Source organism: Mesorhizobium sp. M1088 (assembly GCF_040318575.1).
GTDB lineage: Bacteria > Pseudomonadota > Alphaproteobacteria > Rhizobiales > Rhizobiaceae > Mesorhizobium.
The window spans coordinates 1-23,504 of record NZ_JAMYMO010000044.1; the positions used below are offsets into that span (position 1 = coordinate 1).

24 protein-coding genes and 1 pseudogene are annotated in these 23,504 nt (G+C 61.3%); 19 read left to right on the top strand and 6 right to left on the bottom strand.

Annotation, left to right across the window (positions count from 1 at the left end; genetic code table 11):
- The coding region (locus NKH49_RS29815) for a porin (protein WP_352929106.1) at positions 1-1,145 on the top strand (1,145 nt) is incomplete at its 5' end.
- A 231-nt stretch (positions 1,146-1,376) separates the two neighbouring features.
- On the opposite strand, the gene NKH49_RS29820 is transcribed toward NKH49_RS29815, so the two are convergent.
- Positions 1,377-3,029 carry a tetratricopeptide repeat-containing sulfotransferase family protein gene (locus NKH49_RS29820; RefSeq protein WP_352819417.1) on the bottom strand — a complete coding sequence of 551 codons (1,653 nt, stop codon included), beginning with the start codon at positions 3,027-3,029 and terminating at the stop codon, positions 1,377-1,379.
- Between the two features lie 107 nt (positions 3,030-3,136).
- On the opposite strand from NKH49_RS29820, the pseudogene NKH49_RS29825 reads away from it, so the two are divergent.
- Positions 3,137-3,287 (top strand): annotated as a pseudogene (locus tag NKH49_RS29825) (pyridoxal phosphate-dependent aminotransferase); the annotation flags it as partial.
- 44 nt (positions 3,288-3,331) lie between these two features.
- Here NKH49_RS29825 and NKH49_RS29830 read toward each other — a convergent pair.
- Positions 3,332-4,984 (bottom strand): tetratricopeptide repeat-containing sulfotransferase family protein, encoded by a 1,653-nt coding sequence (locus tag NKH49_RS29830; protein WP_352616852.1) that lies wholly within the window; start codon positions 4,982-4,984, stop codon positions 3,332-3,334.
- 119 nt (positions 4,985-5,103) lie between these two features.
- Between NKH49_RS29830 and NKH49_RS29835 the strand changes: the two genes are divergently transcribed.
- The 12 genes from NKH49_RS29835 to NKH49_RS29890 all read left to right on the top strand — a co-directional run bounded on the left by NKH49_RS29835 (position 5,104) and on the right by NKH49_RS29890 (position 15,021).
- The gene (locus NKH49_RS29835; protein WP_352616855.1) at positions 5,104-6,216 is read left to right on the top strand and encodes a pyridoxal phosphate-dependent aminotransferase; all 1,113 of its coding nucleotides are present in this window, start codon (positions 5,104-5,106) and stop codon (positions 6,214-6,216) included.
- Between the two features lie 90 nt (positions 6,217-6,306).
- Positions 6,307-6,585, top strand: coding sequence for an acylphosphatase (locus NKH49_RS29840; protein ID WP_352616858.1), 279 nt, complete (start codon positions 6,307-6,309; stop codon positions 6,583-6,585).
- Between the two features lie 145 nt (positions 6,586-6,730).
- Entirely contained in the window at positions 6,731-7,393 is a 663-nt protein-coding gene (locus NKH49_RS29845) for a TetR/AcrR family transcriptional regulator (RefSeq protein WP_352616861.1), read from the top strand.
- Between the two features lie 47 nt (positions 7,394-7,440).
- Positions 7,441-8,604: an isovaleryl-CoA dehydrogenase gene (locus NKH49_RS29850; RefSeq protein WP_352566160.1), complete on the top strand. Its 1,164-nt coding sequence runs from the start codon at positions 7,441-7,443 to the stop codon at positions 8,602-8,604.
- 82 nt (positions 8,605-8,686) lie between these two features.
- Positions 8,687-9,079, top strand: coding sequence for an AbrB/MazE/SpoVT family DNA-binding domain-containing protein (locus tag NKH49_RS29855; RefSeq protein ID WP_352616865.1), 393 nt, complete (start codon positions 8,687-8,689; stop codon positions 9,077-9,079).
- Positions 9,076-9,459: a type II toxin-antitoxin system VapC family toxin gene (locus NKH49_RS29860; protein WP_023677795.1), complete on the top strand. Its 384-nt coding sequence runs from the start codon at positions 9,076-9,078 to the stop codon at positions 9,457-9,459. Before NKH49_RS29855 ends, NKH49_RS29860 begins: the two co-directional genes overlap by 4 nt.
- Positions 9,460-9,463: 4 nt before the next feature.
- Complete coding sequence (locus NKH49_RS29865) at positions 9,464-11,071, top strand: carboxyl transferase domain-containing protein (protein WP_352616868.1); 1,608 nt, start codon at positions 9,464-9,466, stop codon at positions 11,069-11,071.
- A gap of 1 nt (position 11,072) precedes the next feature.
- Positions 11,073-11,603, top strand: a complete 531-nt coding sequence (locus NKH49_RS29870; protein WP_352616871.1) for an O-acetyl-ADP-ribose deacetylase — start codon at positions 11,073-11,075, stop codon at positions 11,601-11,603.
- Between the two features lie 115 nt (positions 11,604-11,718).
- On the top strand, positions 11,719-12,093 hold the full coding sequence (locus NKH49_RS29875; protein WP_352471111.1) for a hypothetical protein: 375 nt from the start codon (positions 11,719-11,721) through the stop codon (positions 12,091-12,093).
- 29 nt (positions 12,094-12,122) lie between these two features.
- Positions 12,123-12,503: a hypothetical protein gene (locus NKH49_RS29880; protein ID WP_245274740.1), complete on the top strand. Its 381-nt coding sequence runs from the start codon at positions 12,123-12,125 to the stop codon at positions 12,501-12,503.
- Between the two features lie 43 nt (positions 12,504-12,546).
- Positions 12,547-12,921 (top strand): hypothetical protein, encoded by a 375-nt coding sequence (locus NKH49_RS29885; RefSeq protein ID WP_023677798.1) that lies wholly within the window; start codon positions 12,547-12,549, stop codon positions 12,919-12,921.
- Positions 12,922-13,032: 111 nt separating this feature from the next.
- Positions 13,033-15,021: an acetyl/propionyl/methylcrotonyl-CoA carboxylase subunit alpha gene (locus NKH49_RS29890; RefSeq protein WP_352929109.1), complete on the top strand. Its 1,989-nt coding sequence runs from the start codon at positions 13,033-13,035 to the stop codon at positions 15,019-15,021.
- Positions 15,022-15,120: 99 nt separating this feature from the next.
- On the opposite strand, the gene NKH49_RS29895 is transcribed toward NKH49_RS29890, so the two are convergent.
- On the bottom strand, positions 15,121-16,242 hold the full coding sequence (locus tag NKH49_RS29895) for a branched-chain amino acid ABC transporter substrate-binding protein (RefSeq protein ID WP_352471026.1): 1,122 nt from the start codon (positions 16,240-16,242) through the stop codon (positions 15,121-15,123).
- A 379-nt stretch (positions 16,243-16,621) separates the two neighbouring features.
- Positions 16,622-16,888 (bottom strand): SEL1-like repeat protein, encoded by a 267-nt coding sequence (locus NKH49_RS29900; RefSeq protein WP_010915070.1) that lies wholly within the window; start codon positions 16,886-16,888, stop codon positions 16,622-16,624.
- Between the two features lie 459 nt (positions 16,889-17,347).
- Here NKH49_RS29900 and NKH49_RS29905 point away from each other — a divergent pair, with 459 nt between their 5' ends.
- From NKH49_RS29905 to NKH49_RS29925, 5 genes are all read left to right on the top strand, one after another.
- Positions 17,348-17,692: a DUF2147 domain-containing protein gene (locus NKH49_RS29905; protein WP_023677801.1), complete on the top strand. Its 345-nt coding sequence runs from the start codon at positions 17,348-17,350 to the stop codon at positions 17,690-17,692.
- 210 nt (positions 17,693-17,902) lie between these two features.
- Positions 17,903-18,055, top strand: a complete 153-nt coding sequence (locus tag NKH49_RS29910) for a hypothetical protein (protein ID WP_023677802.1) — start codon at positions 17,903-17,905, stop codon at positions 18,053-18,055.
- Between the two features lie 41 nt (positions 18,056-18,096).
- Entirely contained in the window at positions 18,097-18,291 is a 195-nt protein-coding gene (locus NKH49_RS29915; RefSeq protein ID WP_352454349.1) for a hypothetical protein, read from the top strand.
- 80 nt (positions 18,292-18,371) lie between these two features.
- Positions 18,372-19,874 carry an AMP nucleosidase gene (locus NKH49_RS29920; protein ID WP_352540756.1) on the top strand — a complete coding sequence of 501 codons (1,503 nt, stop codon included), beginning with the start codon at positions 18,372-18,374 and terminating at the stop codon, positions 19,872-19,874.
- An 80-nt stretch (positions 19,875-19,954) separates the two neighbouring features.
- Entirely contained in the window at positions 19,955-20,992 is a 1,038-nt protein-coding gene (locus NKH49_RS29925) for an endonuclease/exonuclease/phosphatase family protein (RefSeq protein WP_352616882.1), read from the top strand.
- 30 nt (positions 20,993-21,022) lie between these two features.
- Here the strand turns inward: NKH49_RS29925 and NKH49_RS29930 are convergent, their stop codons facing one another.
- Positions 21,023-21,619 (bottom strand): DUF922 domain-containing protein, encoded by a 597-nt coding sequence (locus NKH49_RS29930; protein WP_352501795.1) that lies wholly within the window; start codon positions 21,617-21,619, stop codon positions 21,023-21,025.
- Between the two features lie 111 nt (positions 21,620-21,730).
- The gene (locus NKH49_RS29935) at positions 21,731-23,410 is read right to left on the bottom strand and encodes an electron transfer flavoprotein-ubiquinone oxidoreductase (protein ID WP_352471023.1); all 1,680 of its coding nucleotides are present in this window, start codon (positions 23,408-23,410) and stop codon (positions 21,731-21,733) included.
- Positions 23,411-23,504 lie beyond the last annotated feature (94 nt).

The window sequence follows — 23,504 nt, forward strand, 5'->3', positions numbered from 1 at the left end:
TCAAGAGCCTTCTTCTCGGCTCCGCTGCGGCACTGATCGCAGTTTCCGGTGCGCGCGCCGCCGACGCCGTCGTCGTCGCCGAGCCGGAACCCGCTGAATACGTCAAGATCTGCGACGTCTACGGCGCTGGCTACTTCTACATCCCCGGCACTGAAACCTGCCTGCGCATCGGCGGCTACGTCCGCTATGACATCGGCATCGGTGACGTCGGCTCATTCGACGGTGCAAAGACTACCGATCAGCAGGACGGCGACTCGCAGGATACCTACTACAAGCACGCCCGCTTCACGCTGAAGACCTGGACCGGCCAGGAAACCGAGCTCGGCACCCTGAAGACATACACCGAGACGCGCTTCAACTGGGGTAACCACAACGATTACCTTGATGACAACTTCAATGGCGGTACGAGCGTTTCGCTGAACTTTGCCTGGGTCCAGCTCGGTGGTTTGCGCGTCGGTAAGGACGAATCGGCCTTCGATACCTTCATCGGCTACGCCGGCAACGTCATCCAGGATACGCTGGTCCCCTACGGCGGCTTCGACACCAACGTCGTTCAGTATTACTTCGATGCCGGAAACGGCTTCTCGGCCGTGGCTTCGTTGGAAACCGGTTCGGGCAGTGCCGCTGCGGATCCTGGCATTTTCCAAGACAGCAACAGCGGCAATGATTCCATCGACAGCTATGTCCCGTATGTCGTCGGCGGTATCAAATACACACAGGGCTGGGGCTCGATCACCGGTGTCGCCGCCTACGACAGCACCTGGGAAGAGTGGGCCGGCAAGGTTCGCGTCGACGTTACGCCGATACAGAACCTGACACTGTTCCTGATGGCCGGCTACGGCTCTGACGACAACATCGACCGCAACTTCTACAAGCAATGGGGCGGCAACTGGGCAGTTTGGGGCGGTGGCACCTACACCATCAACGAGAAGACCTCGTTCAATCTCCAGGCCTCGGCTGACGACGACAAGAACTACGGCGTCGCTGCGAACATTGCCTACGATATCGTTCCCGGTCTCACGATCACTGCCGAAGTCGATTGGGCCCGCGACGGCCAGTTTGATAAAGCCTACGATCGCAACTGGACCAATGCCGACGACAAGGACAGCGTCGGCGGGATGCTCCGCTTCCAGCGCTCATTCTAACAGTCCGAGCCAGATTTATATTGAACCCGGCGGGCAACCGCCGGGTTTTTCTATCAGGGCGACTCCGCTACCAAGCCGCGTGAGCATGGCGCCGGTTACAGGTCGCGATCGTTCTCTGCCAGTTGCTGAGAAATTCTACCGACAGATATCTGGCCGCACGCTGGGAAATCCGCCGTAAGCCTGCGCAGTTCAGATATCACGATCCACGCAATGTGGACCGCCAACCCCAAATCAAATCTCGGCGAGATCGCCAAGCGACTGGATCAGCGGCTGGATCGTACTCTCATATTTTTTCCAGCGCTTGACCGATGATGTATAGATCGGCTGCCGGACCTGCCAGCGGCTGGGGGTATTGACCGACCTGTCCTTCTCGAAAAAGCGCAGGCAGGAATCGTCCCAAGGCAATCCAAGATGATCGATGAGACGACGCGACTGTGTCTCCTGATCCGCAACCAACGTCTCGTAGCGGCTTTCGAATATACGTCCGGGAAAGACCTTATTCCAATGCCGCATCAAGCGATCATATTCGCGGTAGTATAGGCCGAGTGTCTCAAGGTCGGCGTTGTAGCCGTGGTCCTTGGTGAAATGTAGGACGAAGCAGGACACGCAATTGTCGATGGCATCGCGGCGGCAATGAATGATGCGCGCGTTGGGAAAGAGAATTCCGATCACGCCGATAAACTCGAAATTGTGCGGCATCTTGTCGACGATGCGGAGTGCGCCGGGCGCGTGCTGGCGCAGATAGGACAGGTATTCTTCGGCCAGCGCCCTCGACTGATCCCTCGTCATCGACATGATCGAATTGCACAGGTCTTTATCCGACAGTGTTCTAAAGCCCATCGAGTTCGCGATTCGCCGCAGCTTCGTAAGCTCCCCGGCGCCATGGACATCCGGATGGCTCGCGCAGATCTGCTCGGTCAGCGTCGTCCCCGACCGGGGCATGCCCAGCACAAACACAGGCACTTCGGACGGACTGCCGTGGCCAGCCTTGGCTTCCAATAATGACGGGCTGAATATCTCGATCATGGAATCGACACTTCGGCGGTAGTGCTCCAGGTCGAAATCGTGACCAGCGGCCTTTTTCGCCTTCTTGAAATGATCCATCGCCTCTTCATAGCGCTCGAGATCGTTCAGCACTTTGCCTGCGGCGTGATGGAGCTGTGATGCAGCAACCGGTTCGAGCCTGGGATTGGACAATTCGCGCAGGATAGAATCGAGCTCGGCAGGTTTTTCGGTGAACTTTTGCGTGTCGACCAGGTAATTGTAGGCTGCCCCAACATCGACGCGACGTTCTATTGCCTGATCGAGATAGGCTCTGGCTTCGTCCATGCGGCCGAGGCCGGTGAGCGCACCAGCCAGACCAATCCGGACCATGGGATGGTCGCCGTTGATCTTTAGCGCCTTCTCGTAAAGGGGCAAAGCCATCTCGGCCCTGTCGAAGTTGACGTAGCCACGCGCCAGTCCGCAAAGCGCTTCCACCAGATCGGGCTTCAATTCGCAGGCGCGCTGCAGGTGCCTGATCGCAAGCAAGCTGTCGCCAAGTTTCAGACCGGCCTCTCCCAGGCTAAGGTGGAAATATGGATTTTGAGGCGTCTGGCTTACTGCCCGCGCAAAATATTTGAGAGCCAACTCATCGTCGACACCGAGGCCCAACGTGCCGAGTATATAGAGCGAAAGCGGGTGGTTGGGCGTGCGGGCGAGAACGCGATGGCATAATTCCTCCGCCTCCGGGAGCCGCTTGGCTTGCTGAAGTTCGAGCGCCTGTCGCAGCAGCATGTCGTCAGCTTGCGCGCGCGACGGCGGTTTCACTTTCGGCGGTTCCACTTTCGGCGCCGAACGGGACTTTACATGCTTGGACCACGCGGGCGGCAGTCGGTTGTTCATCATGTCTCGCTAGCAAAATGATCCGGGAGAATCCAGCCTGACGTTTCCGCCTGCCGCGGAACTTGCGCGAGGCGAGCCGGCAGGCTAGCGAGGGCCCTCCCCTCGGCGTCGGCGCCGACAATGTTGTCGTCGGCGAAGGCATAGACGGGCTGCTCAGCCTGGTGGCGCGCATGTATGGCGCCCGGCGACGCGGTGGTGACCTCGCTCGGCGCCAACCCAACCTTCAATTTTCATATTGCCGGCGTCGGCGGCATGCTTCGCTTACATTGCTCGTTCTAACGGGCCTTGTCGCACCTACTTGTTCAAAGTTCGGCCAGGTCGCCCAAGGCGTCAATCAGCGGCTGGATCTTGCTCTCATAATTTTTCCATTGCTTGATGGACGAGTTGTAGATGGGCTGCCGAACCTGCCAGCGACTGGCCGTGTTGACCGAACCGTCATTCTCGAAGAAGCGCAGGCAGGCATCGTCCCAGGGCAATCCAAGATGATCGATCAGACGGCGCGATTGTGCCTCCTGATCCGCAACCAGCGTCTCGTAGCGACTTTCGAAGATGCGTCCCGGAAAAACCTTGTCCCAATGTCGCATCAGGCGATCATATTCACGATAATACAGCCCGAGCGTTTGCAGGTCGGTGATGTAGCTGTGTCCCTTGGAGAAATTCAGGAAAAAGCATGAGAGGCAATTGTCGATGGCGTCGCGGCGACAGTGAATAATCCGCGCGTTGGGGAAAAGAAGGCCTATAAGACCGACAAGTTCGAAATTCTGGGGCATTTTGTCGACTATGCGAAGTGCGGTCGGCGCACGCTCACGAAGGTAGGACAGGTGCCCCTCGGTCAGCATCTTGGCTAGGTCGGGGGTGATCGGCACGATCGATTGGGCCAAGCCCTGTGCCGAAAGCCTCGTAAGGCCGATAGCATTTGCGGTTCGTCTTAGCTTGCTGAGTTCTCCTGCGCCGTGAACATCCGGGTGGCTCGCGCAAATCTGCTCGGTCAGGGTGGTCCCCGAGCGGGGCATGCCCAGTACAAACACGGGCACTTCCGATGGGCTTCCATAACCCGCCTTGGCAGCCAACATATCCGGGTTGAAGAACTCGATCGTGGAGTCGACCCAGCGGCGATAGGTTTCCAGATCGAACTTATAGCCGGCGACCTGTTTGGCTTTCTTGAAATGATCTATCGCGTCGTCGTAGCGCTTAAGGTCGTTCAGCACCTTGCCGGCAGCGTGATGAAGTGTCATCGCACTGTCCGGGTCAAGCTTTGGGTTGCCAAGCTCGCGCAAGATGGACTTAAGTTCCGCAGGCTCTTCAGTGAATTTGCGCGTGCGCACAAGCTCATTATAGGCGGCTGGCATGGCTATGCGACGTTCGATCGCCTCTTTCAGATAGATTTCGGCTTCGTCCATGCGGCCGAGACCGATGAGGGCGCTGGCCAATCCCGCCCGAACGCGGGGATGATCGCGGTTGATCTTGAGCGCTCTCTCGTAAAGCGGCAGAGCCATGTCAGCCTTGTCGAATTCGACGTAAGCGCGTCCCAACGCGCAAAGCGCTTCCAGCAAATCCGGCTTCAACTTCAAGGCCTGCTGGATATGCGTGATTGCGGGCGAATATTCGCTGACCTTCAGATAGGTTTCACCCAGACTAAGGTGGTAATAGGGGTTTCGAGGCTCCTCGCCGACGGCTAACGCCAAATATCGCAATGCAATTTCATCGTCGAGCCCGATGAATAGCGTGCCCATGATATACAATGCCAAGGGATGGTTGGGCGTGCGCTCCAGCACGCGACGGCACAGTTCCTTAGCCTCGGCCAACCGCTTGGCCTGCTGAAAGTCATATGCCTGTTTCAGCAGCATGTCGTCGGCCTGCGCGCGCGACGGCGGTTTCGCTTTCGGCGGTTGCACGTTCGGCGCCGGGCGGGACTTTATGTGCTTGGACCAAGCGGGTGGCAGTCGGTTGCTCATCATGTCTCGCTAGCAAAATGATCCGGGAGAATCCAGCCTGACGTTCCTGCCTGCCGCGGAACTTGCGCAGGCCAAGCCGGCAGGCTAGCAAGAAGGCCCGCTTTCGAACGAGCCCTATCATGCGCCTGCGCCCTCCCCTTACGCCGCTCATCGACGCGCTTCCCTCCACGGTGCCGTTTGTCGGCCCGGAGGCGCAGGAGCGTGATCGCGGCCGCGCCTTTCGCGCCCGCATCGGCGCCAATGAGAGCAGTTTTGGCCCTTCCCCGCGCGTCATTGCCCGCATGGCTGAGATTGCCGGCGACATGTGGATGTATTGCGACCCCGATAATCACGATTTGAAGGTAGCTGCCGCCGGGCATCTCGGCGTCGGCGCCGAAAACGTCGTCATCGGCGAAGGCATAGACGGGCTGCTCAGCCTGGTGGCGCGCATGTATGTGGCGCCCGGCGACGCGGTGGTGACCTCGCGCGGCGCCTATCCGACCTTCAACTTTCATGTTGCCGGCGTCGGCGGCCGGCTGGTCGCAGTGCCCTACGAGAACGATCGGGAAAACCTCGACGGCCTGCTGGCGGCAGTGGCCAGGGAAAAGGCGCCACTGGTCTACCTGTCCAATCCGGACAATCCGATGGGCAGCTGGTGGGAAGCCGCCGAGCTCAGCCGCTTCATCGAAGCCTTGCCGGAGACCACAATGCTGGTGCTCGACGAAGCCTATGGCGAATTAGGGCCAGCCTCAGCGCTGCCGCCGATCGATGTGGCGCGGCCGAACGTCATCCGCATGCGCACCTTCTCCAAGGCCTATGGGCTGGCCGGCATACGCTGCGGCTATGCGGTGGCCGAGGCCCAGGTGATTCGGGACTTCGAGAAGATCCGCAACCACTATGGCGTCAGCCGCATGGCGCAGATCGCCGGTGTCGAGGCGCTTGCCGATCAGGCCTGGCTGGAGAGCGTGGTGGCGCGGGTCGCCGCCGGCCGCCGGCGTATCGCCGCAATAGCCGAAGCGAACGGGCTGAAGCCGCTGGCTTCGGCGACCAATTTCGTCACCATCGACTGCGGCCGCGACGGCGCTTTCGCACTAAAAGTGCTGCAGGCGCTGTTGTCACGCGACGTCTTCATCCGCAAGCCGATGGCGCCGGTTCTCGACCGCTGCATCCGGGTCAGTGTCGGCCTCGATCACGAACTCGACATCTTTGCCGAGGAACTGCCTGGCGCGCTGGCGGCAGCGCGGGGGAACTGAAGAGCCTTCGCCCTATGTGGCTGACCGGCGGCAACGCGGTTGAATTTGCACGGCGATGCGCCAGACTCGCCTCAGAGGATGGAGAGCGTGATGACCGACCGGACTGTGCAGGTACGCATTTACGGCAAGGTGCAAGGCGTCAGCTACCGGGTCTGGGCGCGGCGCGAGGCGTCGGCGCTTGGCCTTGCCGGGTGGGTGCGCAACGAAGTTGACGGCTCGGTGACAGCCTTGATTGCAGGGACCGATGCGGCGGTCTTGGCAATGATCGAACGGCTTCGGCAAGGGCCCCCAGGGGCAGCGGTTTCGAAGGTCGATGTCGAGGAGATCGAGGCTCGCGACATGTCGGCCGATTTCAGGATTGTTGCCTAGCAAGGCATGGTCCTGCTCATTCGCTTCCATCGCACAAAGTTCTCGAGGGTGCAGATAGAGCAAATCTGAAGCCATTGCCCTGCCCGGACGCGCCTCTTGAATTAATTGAACGTTTGTTTTATTTTCCGCGAAAAGGCGGCTTGTCATGGCGCGTACGACCGGTTCCGACGGAGAGAAGACCGAAGCTGCGGTCCGCGAGGCGGCAGTCAGCCTGATTGCGCGTCTCGGCTACGAGGCGATGTCGATGCGCCAGCTGGCGGCCGAGGTCGGCGTCCAGGCAGCGGCGCTGTACCGCTACTTCCCGACCAAGCAGGACCTTCTGTTCATGCTGATGCGTGAGCATATGGAAGGCTTGATCGAGGCGTGGCGCGCAACACGCCCTGTCGGCGCTGATCCGGCAGCGCGGCTTGCCGCTTATGTCGAAAACCACATCGCTTTCCATATCGAACGCCGCCACTCCACCCATGTCTCGAACATGGAGCTGCGCAGCCTGTCGCATGAAAAACTCACGCAGATCCTGCGCATGCGCACGGCCTACGAGAAGGAGCTGCGCGCCATCCTGCGCGACGGCGTCGAAGCGGGGTTATTCAGCATCGAAGACACCGGGCTCACCGCCATGGCGCTGATCCAGATGATGACCGGCGTCATTGTCTGGTTCCGGCCGGGCGAGCGGCTGTCGATCGCCGAAGTCACCGCTACATATCTGGCAATGACAATGCGCCTTGTTGGAGCAAAGAGCGATGGCGCGTCAACGAGCGACGACGCCGCGCCTCTATTCGGGCGCGCAAAGGACGCTCTAGCAACTTGATTTCGCGCATGATCCCGATTTCGGGATCGTGCGCCGGGAGGAACGGCATGTACATGCATACGCTCAACTTCGGGCTTGACGAAGACATCGAGGCGCTGCGCGACCTGGTGCGGCGCTTCGCCCAGGAAAAGATCGCACCGATCGCCGCCGAAATCGACCGCTCGAACGAATTCCCGGCACATCTGTGGGCCGAACTCGGCGGGCTCGGCCTGCTCGGCATCACCGCCGATCCCGATTTCGGCGGCACCGGCATGGGCTACCTTGCCCATGTCGTGGCGATGGAGGAGATTTCGCGCGCCTCGGCCTCGGTCGGCCTCTCCTACGGCGCCCATTCCAACCTCTGCGTCAACCAGATCAACCGCTGGGCAACGCAGGCGCAGAAGGAAAAGTATCTGCCATCGCTCTGCAGCGGCGAAAAGGTCGGCGCACTGGCGATGTCGGAATCGGGTGCCGGCTCCGATGTCGTGTCGCTGCGCCTGCGCGCCGAAAAGCGCAACGACCGCTATGTGCTCAACGGCACCAAGATGTGGATCACCAACGGGCCGGATGCCGAGACGCTGGTCGTCTACGCCAAGACCGATCCGGAACTCAATTCGCGCGGCATCACCGCCTTCATCGTCGAAAAAGCCTTTGCCGGTTTTTCGGTGGCGCAAAAGCTCGACAAGCTCGGCATGCGCGGCTCGAACACCGGTGAGTTGGTGTTCGAGAATGTCGAAGTGCCATTCGACAATGTACTGCACGAGGAAGGGCGCGGCGTCGAGGTGTTGATGTCGGGCCTCGACTACGAACGCGCCGTGCTGGCCGGCGGGCCGGTCGGGCTGATGGCAGCGTGCCTCGACGTGGCGATACCTTACGTGCATGAACGCAGGCAGTTCGGTCAGCCGATCGGCGAATTCCAGCTGGTGCAAGGCAAACTCGCCGACATGTATGCGACGATGAACGCGGCGCGCGCCTACGTCTATGCCGTAGCCGCCGCCTGCGATCGCGGTGAGACGGCCCGCAAGGATGCTGCCGGCTGTATTCTCTTCGCCGCCGAAAAGGCAACGCTGATGGCGCTCGACGCCATCCAGCTTTTGGGCGGCAACGGCTACATCAACGACTACCCGACCGGCCGGCTTTTGCGCGACGCCAAGCTCTACGAGATCGGCGCCGGCACCAGCGAAATCCGTCGCTGGCTGATCGGACGAGAAATCATGGCGGAGGGCGCCTGATGGCGTCTTTTTGAGATTTTGCCAGAAGCCGCACGATGTGGCATACATGGGGTAATGTGCCACAATCCAGGCGAGGTGGACCATGGCGGGCAGAACGGGAAAGTCCGGATTTGACGAAGATCCGCAAACACAGTTCGATGCCGGCGCTCGCCAACCACAGCTTCGTGCTCCGGCGAAACGCGAGCGTGTCAAGCTTGGCGAGGGCGGGCGCTTCGTCATCCCTGCCGCGATGCGCGAGGAGATGGGCGTGAAGCCTGGCGACGATATGATCCTGCATGTCGAGAACGGCGAACTGCGGGTAAGATCGTGGCTGCAGAATCTGCGACGCGTCCAGGCCGAATTGTCAGCGTTGAAACAGCCCGGTGAAAGCGTCGTCGACGAATTTCTGAAAGAGCGACGGGAAGAGCAGCGCCGAAGCGACAAGCGTCTCGACCGGCTTCACGCCGAAGGGACAACGGGAAAGCGGGCGAAATGAAGCCCTATGTCATGGACAGTTCGGCGGCGCTCGCAATCCTGCTCAACGAGCAAGGCACCGATAATGCTTTGGGGTTCGCGCCGGATGCACAATGCAGTTCGGTCAATGCGGCCGAAATCATCGCCAAGCTGATCGACAAGGGACGCAGCATGGAACAGGCTGCGGACGACCTCGCCAGTCTCGGCATGCCGATCGCCGTTTTCGACGACGCGATGGGCATCGCCGCCGGGCAGCTTCGCCAATTGACGCGGCATCGCGGCTTGTCGCTGGGCGATCGGGCTTGCCTGGCGCTGGCAATTCGCGAGAATGCCATTGCCGTCACCGCTGATCGCGATTGGGGCGACCTCGATGTCGGCTGCAAGATCGAGCTGATCCGGTAGCGCCATGGCCCCCCTCACCTCGCAGATATCGCCCGCCTCCGATATTTTCCGCGCCAATGCCGGGCGCATGCGGGCGCTGGTCGCCGATATTGCTGAAAAAGCCGCCGCCATCGAGCGCGGTGGCTCGGAAGAGGCGCGTGAGCGGCACGTCTCCCGCGGCAAGCTCCTGCCGCGGCAACGCCTAGCCCAATTGCTCGACACAGGCTCGCCCTTCCTCGAAATCGGCCAGTTCGCGGCATGGTCGATGTATGGCGAGGACATCCCTTCGGCCGGCCTCATCGCCGGCATCGGCCGCGTCGAAGGCACCGAAGTGATGGTCGTCGTCAACGACGCCACGGTGAAGGGCGGCACCTATTATCCGCTGACGGTGAAGAAGCATCTGCGTGCACAGGAGATCGCATTGCAGAACAATCTGCCTTGCGTCTATCTGGTCGACAGCGGCGGCGCCAATCTGCCCAACCAGGACGAGGTGTTTCCCGACCGCGATCATTTCGGCCGCATCTTCTACAACCAGGCCAACATGTCGGCCGCCGGCATTCCGCAGATCGCCTGCGTCATGGGCTCGTGCACGGCCGGCGGCGCCTATGTGCCTGCGATGTCGGATGAGACAATCATGGTGCGCAACCAGGCAACCATCTTTCTCGGCGGGCCGCCGCTGGTGAAGGCGGCCACCGGCGAGGACGTCACCGCCGAGGACCTCGGTGGCGCCGACGTGCACACAAGGCTTTCCGGCGTTGCCGACCACTATGCGCTCGACGACGAGCATGCGCTGGCCATATGCCGGCGTATCGTCAAAAACCTGAATCGGAACAAAAATGTAAGCCTGGCCTTGCAGAAATCGATTCCGCCGCTTCACGATCCACATGAACTCTACGGCATCGTGCCGACGGATCTGCGCCAGCCCTATGACGTGCGCGAGGTAATCGCCCGCACCGTCGACGGCTCCGAGTTCGATGAGTTCAAGCAGAATTATGGCACCACGCTGGTCACCGGTTTCGCCCATCTCAGCGGCATGCCGGTCGGCATCGTCGCCAACAATGGCGTGCTGTTTTCGGAAAGCGCGCTGAAGGGCGCGCACTTCATCGAGCTGTGCTGCCAGCGCAAGATCCCGCTGATTTTCCTGCAGAACATCACCGGCTTCATGGTCGGGCGAAAATACGAGGCCGGCGGCATCGCCAAGGACGGCGCCAAGCTGGTCATGGCGGTCGCAACGGCCAAGGTGCCGAAGGTGACCGTGATCATCGGCGGCTCGTTCGGTGCCGGCAATTACGGCATGTGCGGACGCGCCTATTCGCCACGCTTCCTGTGGATGTGGCCGAATGCCCGCATTTCGGTGATGGGCGGCGAGCAGGCGGCAACGGTGCTGGCCGTGGTCAAGCGCGAAGGCATCGAGCGCAAGGGCGGGGAATGGAGCGCTGAGGAGGAAGCGAAATTCAAGAAGCCGATCCTGATGAAGTACGAGCACGAGGGACACCCGCTCTATTCGTCGGCAAGGCTCTGGGACGACGGCATCATCGACCCGGCCAAGACCCGCGAGGTGCTGGCGCTCAGCCTTTCGGCCGCGCTCAACGCCGAGATCGAGGAGACAAAATTCGGCGTGTTCAGGATGTGAGATGAGCGAAATCGGCCAGAGGATTCGCATTCAAACCGGCGACATCACGAAGCTGGCGGTCGATGCCATCGTCAACGCCGCCAATACCTCTCTTCTCGGAGGCGGCGGCGTCGACGGCGCTATCCACCGCGCGGCCGGCCCCGAGCTTGTGGCAGAATGCCGGACCTTGCATGGCTGCAAGGTCGGAGACGCAAAAATCACCAAGGGCTACAGGCTGCCCGCGCGCTACGTCATTCATACGGTCGGGCCGGTCTGGCAAGGTGGCAGCAAAGGAGAAGCCGAACTGCTCGCCTCCTGCTATCGCCGGTCGCTCGAAATCGCCGCCGCAAAGGACTGCCGGACGGTGGCGTTTCCTGCGATCTCGACCGGGGCCTACCGCTATCCGAAGGATCAGGCGACGCAAATTGCTGTCGGGACCGTGAGCGCCTTCATCGGCCAGAACATCGCTCCGGCAACCGTCATTTTCTGCTGCTTCGACGAGCCGACGGCCGAATTGTATCAGCGGGTCGTCGCTGCACTCGGCAGGGTGTGACCCTGCGCGGGAGACAACCCACCACATCTCCAGACTATTTTTTGCTTCTCGATCTGGCCAGACGAAAGAATCACGGCTATTGATCATCGCAAATACCAATGGGGATTGGGCGAAGATGAGGCGGCGGGTTTTTCAGAGAACAACTGCGCATATACTTGCGGCGTTGCTTATATTAGCGACGCCTGGCATCAGTGCAGCGGAGTCGCTGGCGGGAAGCAAGGGCGAGACCCGTTTCTATCCCTATTTGCCGCAGAGCCCGAAGGATCCGTGTACCAGGGCCTACAAGGCCTATGTAGCGGCCGGCGGCCATTCAGCCTATGCAACCACTCCGTATTCCCGGGTGCGTTTTCTGTACATCATCTGCGGCTCGCGCTTGAATGCACCGTCACAGCAAGCTGCCGAAGAATTGGCGTTGAAATCCTGTCAGGCCGCCCGCAACAGTTACAGAGTTACAACAGGCGGCGGCTGCGAAATCGCTGCCTCCAAGTAGGCGAATATATTTCAGTGTTTGGGGTTCAAATGGGTTTGGCAATGAAATCTTTATCAATCAAGCGAGCAACCATGTCGGTACTTGCACTGCTTGTGGCCTCTGCACCGAATGTCGGCGCCGCCGAATCGCTGGCGGGAAGCAAGGGCGACAGCCGCTTTCCGGTCTATTTTGCACCGGGTACAATCGGAGGCTGCGGCAAGAATTACAAGGACTATGTGGCGGCTGGCGGTCACTCGGCCTATGCGATGACGCCATTCAACTGGGCAACCGAATTCACTATTTGCGGTGCTTATCTGAATGCAACATCCCAGAAGGCTGCGGAGGCGCTGGCGTTGAAATCCTGCCAGTCCGCGCGCAGCAAGTACAAGGTCACGACTGCAGGGGCCTGCGCCATAGCTGCCTCCAAATAGACCGACACCCGTCGGCCTTCGACATATTCAATGGGTGGGAAAAATGAAATCTATAAGCGTCAAACAAGCAGTCTTCTCGCTGATAACCGGGTTGCTTCTAATCTCGAGCCCCAATGTCGGCGCGGCGGAATCGCTGGCTGGAAGCAAGGGCGACGTCCGCTTCTACCCGTATTTTCCGGCGACCGCGGATCGGCCATGCACCAAGGCATATAAGGCCTATGTGGCGGCCAGCGGCCATTCAGCTTATGCGACCACTCCGTATTCCCGGGTGCGTTCGTTGTACATCCTGTGCGGCTCGCGCTTGAATGCGCCCTCGCAAAAGGCTGCCGAGGATATGGCGATGAAATCCTGCCAGGTCACCCGCGACCGTTACAGGGTCACGACCGGGGGAGCTTGCGAAATCGCGGCCTCAAAGTAGGCAGGCCTCGCTTGCCTACCCTTTGACCGCCAGACTACAAAGCAGGGCATTGCCGCAGTTCGCGTGACGAGAATTCGCGCCGTTGGCGGCAGCTCTGCCTGTGGAGGCCCGATGTTCGCCAAGATCCTGATCGCCAACCGTGGCGAGATCGCCTGCCGGGTGATCCGCACGGCACGCAGGATGGGTGTGCGCAGCGTCGCCGTCTATTCCGACGCCGACGATCGCGCCTTGCATGTCGAAATGGCCGACGAAGCGGTGCATATCGGCGCCTCTACCGCCAACGAAAGCTATCTGCACGGCGACAAGATCATCGCGGCGGCTTTGGCCACAGGTGCCGCGGCCATCCACCCGGGCTACGGCTTTCTTTCGGAAAACCCCGATTTCGTCGACCAGGTGGTCGCGGCGGGGCTGATCTTCATTGGGCCGTCGGCGGCCTCGATCCGTGCCATGGGACTGAAGGACGCGGCCAAGCGGCTGATGGAAAAGGCCGGCGTGCCTGTCGTTCCGGGCTATCACGGCGAAGCGCAGGAGATCGTGTTGCTCGCCTCCAAGGCGCGCGAGATAGGCTACCCCGTACTGATCAAGGCGCGCGCCGGCGGCGGCGGCAAAGGCATGCGGCGCGTCGAGCATCCCGATGATTTTTCGGAAGCACTGTCGGGCGCGCGGCGCGAGGCGAAAGCCGCGTTCGGTGACGACCGCGTCTTGGTGGAAAAATATGTCGACAAGCCGCGCCACATCGAAGTGCAGGTGTTTGGTGACAATTTCGGCAACGCCGTGCATCTTCACGAACGCGACTGCTCGGCGCAGCGCCGCCACCAGAAGGTGATCGAGGAGGCGCCTGCCCCCGGCATGACGCCGGCACTGCGCAAGGCGATGACGGAGGCGGCGGTGAAAGCCGCCAAGGCAATCCACTATTCCGGCGCCGGTACCATCGAGTTCATCGTCGATGCCTCGCAAGGTCTGAAGGCCGACCGTTTCTGGTTCATGGAAATGAACACCCGTCTGCAGGTCGAGCACCCCGTCACCGAAATGGTCACCGGCATCGACCTGGTCGAGTGGCAGTTGCGGGTAGCCTCCGGCGAAAAACTGCCGAAGACCCAGAGCGAGATCGCGCTCTCCGGCCACGCCTTCGAGGCGCGCATCTATGCCGAGGACGCGGCAAGAGGGTTTTTGCCGGCGACCGGCACCTTGCACCATTTGAAATTTCCGCAGCCGGCACCGGAGGGTGCGACCATGCGCGTCGAAACCGGTGTACGCGCTGGCGATGCGATTTCGCCGTTCTACGATCCGATGATCGCCAAGCTGATCGTTCATGGCAAGGACAGACGGACGGCGCTCACGGCGCTTGGCACGGCACTGTCGCAGACCGAAATCGCCGGCTCGACGGTCAACACTGGCTTTCTTGCCGCGCTGGCCGCTACTGCGGATTTTGCGGCGGGCGATGTCGATACCGGCCTGATCGCCAGGCACCAGCAGGCGTTGACGGCGGTTCCGCCGCCGAGCGGTGAGACGATTGCCGCCGCGGCACTTGCCGCGTCCGGTGCGCGCGACTTGCCGTCCTCGGACGATCCCTGGTCGTCACTGGCCGGCTATGCGCATTTCCACGCTGTAGCGCGGAGCACCCTGCTGAAGTTTGGCGAGCAGGAGATCGGCGCGCGCGTGTCGGTGCGGCCGGACGGGCGGTTCGAGGTGGCGCTGGATGCGCCCTATGACAGCGTCAATTCGCGGGATCTCCGCGCGGCGCCTCGCCTCGCCCGCTGGCCGGGCCACGTCACGGTCTTCGATGGCGCCATCGGCTACGGTTTTGCCGTGCCGGATCCGCTGGCCCGAGCCGACGAAGCCGCCGCCGCTTCCGGCAGCCTGCGCGCGCCAATGCCCGGCCTGGTCAAATTGGTGCGTGCAGGCAAAGGCGAGTCCGTGATCAAGGGCCAGCCGCTGCTGATCCTGGAGGCGATGAAGATGGAGCACACCATTGCCGCGCCCCATGACGGGGTTATCGCCGAGATTGCTGCCGAAGGCGCGCAGGTAACCGACGGCACCGTGCTGGTTCGCTTTGTCGAGGAACCTCAGTTGACTGCTGTTTCCCTATCCACGAAGTGATCTCGAACGCGTGACAAAGGCGTCGCCAAAAAAAATGTGGCCGGGTTTGACCCCCGGCCATGTTCGATTACAGCAGCGCGTCTTGCGGCGCCGCGGCCATCACGGTTGGATCGGCGCGTATTTGCCGTCATGCCACTGGTTGATGTCGTAGCTCGCGTTCTTGAGGTCGCCCTTCTCGTCGAAGGTGACCGAGCCGACAACCGTGCTGATCGGCTGGCCGTTCTTTAACGCTTCGGCGACTTTTGCCGGATCGTCGCTGCCGGCGCGTTTGATGCCTTCGGCGAAGGCCTGGATCACCGCATAGGAAAACAGCGTGAAGCCCTCAGGCACGAAGCCGCCGGCCTTGATCTTGGCGATGGCCTCCTTGGCTTCGGGCTTCGCCTGCGGATTCGATGGGAAGACGAACATGGTGCCTTCGCCGGCCGGACCGGCAACCTGCCAGAATTCCGGCGAAGCGATCGAGTCCGGCATGATCAACTGGAACTTGAGGTTCTGCTCCGCCGACTGGCGCAGGATCAGGCCGGCTTCGGGGTGATAGCCGCCGAAATAGACGACGTCGGCTTTCAGCTCCTTGAGCTTGGTAACAAGAGCGGAATAGTCCTTCTCGCCAGCGTTGATGCCCTCGTAGAGGATTTCATTGAGACCGTTCTGGTTCATCGTTGCCTTCACGGCATCGGCCACGCCCTGCCCATAGGCGCTCTTGTCGTGCAGGATGACGACTTTCTTGCCGGCATATTTCTTGGCGATCCAGGGACCGATGAAAGCGCCCTGCGCATCGTCGCGCGTGTAGAGGCGCATGATCGTCGGCCAGCCGGCTTTCGCCGCTGCATCGGTCAACACCGGGTTCGAGGAAGCCGGACTCATCATCAGCGCACCGGCTTCGGCGTAGACAGCGGAGGCCGGGATGCTGGAGCCCGAGCAGGCGTGGCCATCGATGAACTTGACACCGTTGGCGATGATGCGGTTGGCGACCGAAACCGCCTGCTTCGGATCGCACTGGTCATCCTCGATGTCGAGCTTGATCTGGCGGCCGTCGACGCCGCCCGCCGCGTTGATCGCGTCGGCGGCGGCTTGCGCGCCTTGCTTAAACTGATCGCCGATGTTGGCAAGCTGACCGGTCATCGGTCCGACCACCGAAAAGGTGATGTCATCGGCGAAGGCGACCGGCGCGGTCATCATCAGGCCAAATATGGCTGCGCTGAAAATACTGAATTTCTTCATGGTGACACAACTCCTCCACTCTCGCGCGACCATCCCGGCCGCGCCTCTTCCAGAATGGCGGGAGAATTTCATCCTTCACCGGAGCTGTCTAGACGCATCGTCGGCGCTCGATTGGGCCTGTAATGCGCTGTTCCAAAGACAAAGCCGCGCCAGCCTTGTTCCGGCCGGTCGCAGCTTTTCTCATCGAGTTCCCGAGGTATCCCCACCAGGATCCGCTCGCCTTCCCTGTTTGTACGGTTTATGGCGCGGCTCGTCCGCCGTGTTCTTGATCTTGTTGGCCCGGCCGTCTTGCGCGGCCTTGATTTTTCGGGCCCGGCCCTCTGCGCGGCCTTGACCCGAAGCGTCCCTGTCGTGAGGTCAGTACCCGATGCCGGCGAATTCAGTGCATCGTCATCCATTCGCGAGCTTCGCGCAGCGCCTTGGCGATCTCGACCTTCGACATGGCGGCAGACAATTCGGAGCGCAGTTCCGCGGCGCGGGCCGAACCCTTGATCGCGGCGATGTTGAACCATTTGTGGGCGGCGACGACGTCGGTCTCGCAATCGCGGCCAGTCGCATACATCATGCCCAACTCGAAAAGAATATCGGCCTGGGCGGTTGCCCCCATGGCGCCGAAGCCGGCTTCAAGCATTTCAAAACGTGCCATTTCAAATCCCCTGTTCTGGCTCCCGAGAGCTGTCTCCGTATGTCCCTCGGTGTCCTTGATTACCGTCGGGGGCGGCCGCTCTTTCGATGCTTTCGAGAATGCCCCGGAGGCTTGAATCCGTCGTTAAATGGCGTGCTTAATTTGAGGAAAACAAAGCTAAAACAAGAGGTAAACACGAAAATTCGTTAAGGATACAAAGCCAGCAATCGCGCCGGTTTGCACAAGATTTGAAGAAAACTTGCGAGGCGCGGATCAAGACTCCGCTAACCACAGAAGACAAAGACGTGTGCGGCCCGTTTCATCTTTCGCCGGCGCGGCCGTTCGGGAGCGGGCAAAAACCCGCAACCCTTCCGTGGCGGCACCGCTTTTGTTTTTCCGGGAGCTGGACTAGCTTACGTTTGCGTAAGGGGCAGACACCCGGGACGGAGCCCGATTGGACTTACCTGAGGGAGGAAAGACATGTTTCGACAAGTGAGCCTGGCCCTCGCGGCCGCAATAATGATGACCGGCGCGGCATGGGCCGATCCGATCGAAGGCAATTGGAAAACGCAAGCCGGATCGACTGCCGCCATTTCGGGTGGCGGCGGGGCATTTTCGATTACGCTCAAATCCGGCAAATTTGCCGGCAAGAACATCGGTTCACTGAAGGTTGCCGGCGACAACAAATATGCCGGCACGATAACCGACCCGGAAACCGACAAGACCTATTCGGGCAAGGCTTCGCTTTCCGGCAGTTCTCTCAAGATGAGCGGCTGCGTGCTCGGCGGGCTGATCTGCAAGAGCCAGACCTGGCACAAGCTCTGATCGTGCCCTTCCTGCCGGGGTGAGCGGGGCCAGTCGGCCCCGTTTTCATGTTATCGGTCTCGCAGCCATGGTGTCGCCATGGGTCGCTGCACTCACAGCGGACCCTCTCAGAGATCATCAACCATTTTTGAACCGCAGATGAACGCCGGGATCAGAGCCGGTTCAGCCGGGGCAAGGCATTGTCATGCGTGTTGAAGGAGACACCGCGCAATGCTTGCCCGCCGCTTCACCATCGTCTGCCTGCTGATGAGTCTGTTCGGCATGTTGTTCGCCGTCCTTGTCGCCGAAGCCGGCCGGCCGTCCCGCTCCTGGGACGTCGCCAGTTCCTGCCGACTCGGTTGCTTGAACCATCTTCACCACTGAAACGACAAAGAGCTGAACCTTTAGAGAAAAGCAAAACGCCAATGAACCGCCTCGCCGCCAACACCCTCAAGACGCTTCGGCTGCTGCCGCGCGCGGCGCTCATCCTGACTGTTCTTTCGGTACCGGTACTGGCCGTGCCGACGATGCGCACCAATGCCGGCTCGACGATCGAGGCGCCTGCGTTGAGGAAGTCAGGCCTCGGCTTTGTGCTGCTGGTTAGCCTGCAGCGCGGTTAGCAGACCGAAAAACGCCGACAGCGCGTATTGAGGCCGCCTTACCCCCTCCCAACCGCGCGTCCAACTCTCTATATTGGGTCATGGAAAAGCGAATCTATCCCCAAGCCATTGAATCGGTGGTCACGCCGGAGCCGTTTGGCCGGCAGAGCTTCAACGACGCCAAGAAGGCGGTCGCCGCCCTACAGGTGCTTTACGACCGCAACACCAAGTTCCTGCGCGATTCATTTACCGCGCTCGCCGCGGGCGGCGACAACAACAAACGCTACCGGGCTTTCTATCCGGAGATCGGCGTCACCACGAGTTCCTTCACGCAAATCGACTCGCGGCAGGCCTATGGCCACATGCCGACGCCGGGGCATTTCTCAACCACCGTCACCCAGCCTGCTCTTTTCGAAAGCTACCTCACCGAACAGCTTCGGCTGATCATGCGCAACCACGGCGTTCCCGTCACGGTTTCGGAATCGACCACTCCCATCCCGCTGCATTTCGCCTTCCTCGAAGGCACGCATGTCGACGGGACTGCTGCCGAGCGCATCAAACGGCCGATCCGTGACCTGTTCGACGTGCCGGATCTCGACGGCACCGACGACCAGATCGCCAACGGCACGTTCGAAGTGGCATTGGGCGAGGCACGGCCGCTGGCGCCGTTCACCGCGCAACGCATCGACTATTCGCTGCACCGGATGTCGCATTATACGGCGACAAGTCCCCAGCATTTCCAGAACTTCGTGCTGTTCACCAACTACCAATTCTACATCGACGAATTCGTCGCCCGCGCACGCGAATTGATGGCCAATGGCGGTGATGGATATGTCGAGTTCGTCGAGCCGGGCAACATCGTGACCAAAGCAGGGGACGGCGCGCCCGGTGAGGGTGCTGCGCCGCCTCGCCTGCCGCAGATGCCGGCCTATCATCTGAAGAAGCCGAATCATGGCGGCATCACCATGGTCAATATCGGCGTTGGGCCTTCCAACGCCAAGACGATCACCGACCATATTGCGGTGCTCCGGCCGCATGCCTGGGTGATGCTCGGCCATTGCGCCGGCCTGCGCAACACGCAGGCGCTCGGGGATTATGTGCTGGCCCATGCCTATGTACGAGAAGACCATGTCCTCGACGACGATCTTCCGGTCTGGGTGCCGATCCCGCCGCTAGCCGAAATCCAGGTGGCTCTGCAGGAAGCGGTCGCCGAGGTCACCGGGCTTTCCGGATATGATCTCAAGCGCATCATGCGCACTGGCACCGTCGCCACTATCGACAACCGCAATTGGGAGCTGCGCGACCAGCGCGGGCCGGTCCAGCGGCTGTCGCAGTCGCGGGCGATCGCGCTCGACATGGAATCGGCGACGATCGCCGCCAACGGCTTCCGCTTCCGGGTGCCCTATGGCACGCTGCTTTGCGTATCCGACAAGCCGCTGCATGGCGAATTGAAGTTGCCGGGCATGGCGACCGAGTTCTACAAGCGGCAAGTAGCGCAGCACCTGACCATCGGCATCAGGGCGATGGAGAAGCTGGCTGAAATGCCGATGGACCGACTGCATTCGCGCAAACTCAGGAGCTTTTCGGAAACTGCCTTCCAGTAAATGCCGAATCGCATGTGTCGGTCCAGGTCAGGACATTTCGTCATCTTGATTGAGCCGCACTTCTGCCGATAGACAAAGCGATGGCACGTGTTCGGGACATGACGGTTGCGCTGGCATTCGTCGCAATGCTTGCACTCTCGGCCGCGCTGGTGGCCGGGTTCTTCGGATCGCTGCATCCGGCCCTCGATTCCTTTGCTCATTTCCGCGTCCATTTTTCGGTGCTGATGGCGCTTTGCGCGCTGCCGCTGCTCGCCACCTCGTTTCGCCTGCAGGCCGCGGTCGCATTGCTGTTTGCGATAGCCTCCTTTGCCACCACGCAGAATGCCTTGCCGCTTTCGCGGCTATGGCAGGTGCAGGCCGCCTACGAAGCCAAACTCGGTGACGAGCCAGTCTACCGCCTGCTGCAGATGAACCTCAGGTTCAACAATCCAACGCCTGAGAAGGTGCTGTCGCTGATCGGCCGGACCCAGCCTGATGTTATCACCCTCGACGAGGTGTCCGAAACGTGGAAGGCAAAGCTTGGGCTGCTATCCGGCGGCTATCCCTACCGGATCCTCTGCCCATATCCCAATGGCGTGTTCGGCGTTGCGCTGCTGTCCAGACGACCGTTTGGCATAGGCACGGAGCCGCACTGCGACAGCCGCGGCGCGATGGCGATCGCCACGGTCGATTTCGGCGGAACCGACGTCGATGTCGCCGCCATCCACCTCACCTGGCCATGGCCGCACAACCAATCACGGCAGATTGGAGGGTTGTCTGACGAAATCGCCTCGCTTGGCGAGACGTCGATCCTGGCAGGCGACTGCAACGCAGCGCCATGGAGCGCCGCCGTCCGGCGCGTCGCATCGCTTGGCAAGCTGACTGTAATGCCGTCGGTCGGGCCGACCTGGCTCTACAGAAGGCTGCCGGATTTCCTGCGCTTCGCCGGACTGCCGATCGACCAGGTCTTCAGCAAGGGCGCCATTGTTATCCATTCGGCGTCGACCCTTGAGGACACCGGCTCAGACCATCTGCCGGTGCTGGTGGAGTTTTCGCTTCGGTCGGATGAACAAAAGCCGCTCGACGAGCACCAGACGGCGACCGCGCTTGCGGCGCTGCCTGGCGGGACGCGAAGCTGAAAATCCGCAGTCCAATCTCGACCTGGCTTATTACTGGCCCACAAAAGCGCGGATGAGGTGCTCGACAGGGCCGCCGTCGCGATGCTCGTGCGCATCGAAGGCGATCTGCTTTGCCTCGTATTCGGCATAGATGGCATTGATCCGGCGCTTTGCCTCGCGACGTGCCTCGAAACAGTGCGGGTCATCACCGACTGTCAGCCCTCGAACCGACTTTTCGGTGGCCCGCATCATCTGTCTGGCGATGCGGCCATGGGTCTCTTCATGGGCGCGAACGCCAGCGAAGAACCGCTTCCAGCGCTTCTGCAGCGCAGGCGACGTGGCTGAGACTAGTTTGGGATAGGTATAGAAGAGATTGAGCGTCCCGTTGGCCTGGCGCAGGCGGCAGACGCCGTTTTCCCGTTGGGCGTCGAAGGTCCAATCATCGACGCTGTAGCCGGTCTGCGCGATGGCGTGGGTCATGAAGCCGTGCTTCGGCCCACTGCGATCCATGGCCTCGATCAGGGCCGCGCCGGTGGTTCCGGCAATGTTGTAAGTTCGTGTCTTGACCAGCACCTTAGTGCCGGCCAAGGCTGCAGGGGCGCACAATGCCCCGATCGCCACAACGCTCGTCAGAACTGCCAGGCGCATTTTTCCTTCCTCCCTGTCGCCGCAGAAAGGAAACACAGGCAGGCGGTTTATTCAACAATCCTACGGTTGCGCTGCTCCTCATCTTGTTTAGTCCGGAGCAAACCTTGTGACTTACATGTTCTGGTAGACCGGGCCCTCGCCGCCCTGTGGCGGCACCCAATTTATGTTCTGGTTCGGGTCCTTGATATCGCAAGTCTTGCAGTGCACGCAGTTCTGCGCGTTGATGACGAAGCGCACATCCTTGGCCGCAGGATCGGCGGCGGCATTGCCGTCCTTGTCGACCCATTCGTAGACGCTGGCCGGGCAGTAACGCGTCGAGGGTCCCGCATAGACGTCATGCTCAGAGCGCTTCTGCAGGTCCATGTCGGCGACGAGCAGATGCACCGGCTCGTTCTCCTCGTGGTTGGTGTTGGACAGGAACACCGACGACAGCCGGTCGAAGGTCAGCACCCCGTCCGGCTTCGGGTAGGCGATCTTCTGGTGCGCGGCGGCCGGTTCCAGCGTCGCATAGTCGGCCCTGCCGTGCTTCATCGTGCCGAAGGGCGAGAAGCCGAACAGCGTGTTCAGCCACATGTCGAGGCCGCCAAGGCCGACGCCGACAATGGTGCCGAAGCGCGACCATAGCGGCTTGACGTTGCGCACTTTCTTCAGGTCCTTGCCGATATCGGTGGCGCGCCAGGCGGCCTCGTAGGAGGCCAGCTCGTCATTGGTGCGGCCGGCGGCTATCGCATCACAGACATGCTCGGCCGCCAGCATTCCGGAGAGCACGGCATTGTGCGAGCCCTTGATGCGCGGCACGTTGACGAAGCCGGCTGCGCAGCCGATCAGCGCACCGCCAGGGAAGGACAGTTTCGGCACCGATTGCCAGCCGCCTTCGGTGATGGCGCGGGCACCATAGCCCAGCCGCTTGGCACCCTCGAAGGTGCCGCGGATCGCCGGATGGGTCTTGAAGCGCTGAAACTCGTCAAAGGGCGACAGATAGGGATTCTTGTAGTTCAGGTGAACGACGAAGCCGACTGCCACCTGGTTGTCCTCGAGATGGTAGAGGAAGGAGCCGCCGCCGGTCTTCAAATCGAGCGGCCAGCCGAAGGAATGCTGGACAAGGCCCGGCCGGTGGTTTTCCGGTTTGATCTGCCAGAGTTCCTTGAGGCCGATGCCGTATTTTCCGGGCTCACGACCGTCGGAAAGGTGGTATTTGGCGATCAGTTGCTTGGCCAGCGAGCCGCGCGCGCCCTCGCCGATCAAGACATATTTGCCCATCAGCGCCATGCCCGGCGCAAAGCCCGGACCGTGCGTGCCGTCCTTCTCGACGCCCATGTCGCCGGTGACGACGCCGGTGACCGCACCGGCCTCGTTGTAGAGCAGGCCGACCGCGGCAAAGCCCGGATAGATCTCGACGCCCAGCGCCTCGGCCTTGGTCGCCAGCCAGCGGCAGACATTGCCGAGCGAGACGATATAATTGCCGTGATTGTTCATCAGCGGCGGCATCAGGATATTGGGCAGACGGAACGAACCGGCGGGGCCGAGAACCAGGAAATGGTCGTCGGTGACCGGTGTCCTGAAGGGATGACCCTCCTCTTCGCGCCAGCCGGGCAGCAGCCGGTCGATGCCGATCGGATCGACGACGGCGCCGGACAGGATGTGCGCGCCGACTTCGCCGCCCTTTTCCAGCACGACGACGGAAAGCTCGGGATTGACCTGCTTGAGACGGATCGCGGCGGCGAGGCCGGCCGGGCCGGCGCCGACGATGACCACGTCGAATTCCATGCTTTCGCGTTCGATATCGCTCATCGATCCCTCACTGGCTCGCTATTCCCGGCATCTTGCTGGCTCACGCGCTGCATAGCGCATCAAATAGCGACGGGAAACCGGCGCGGACGTGACA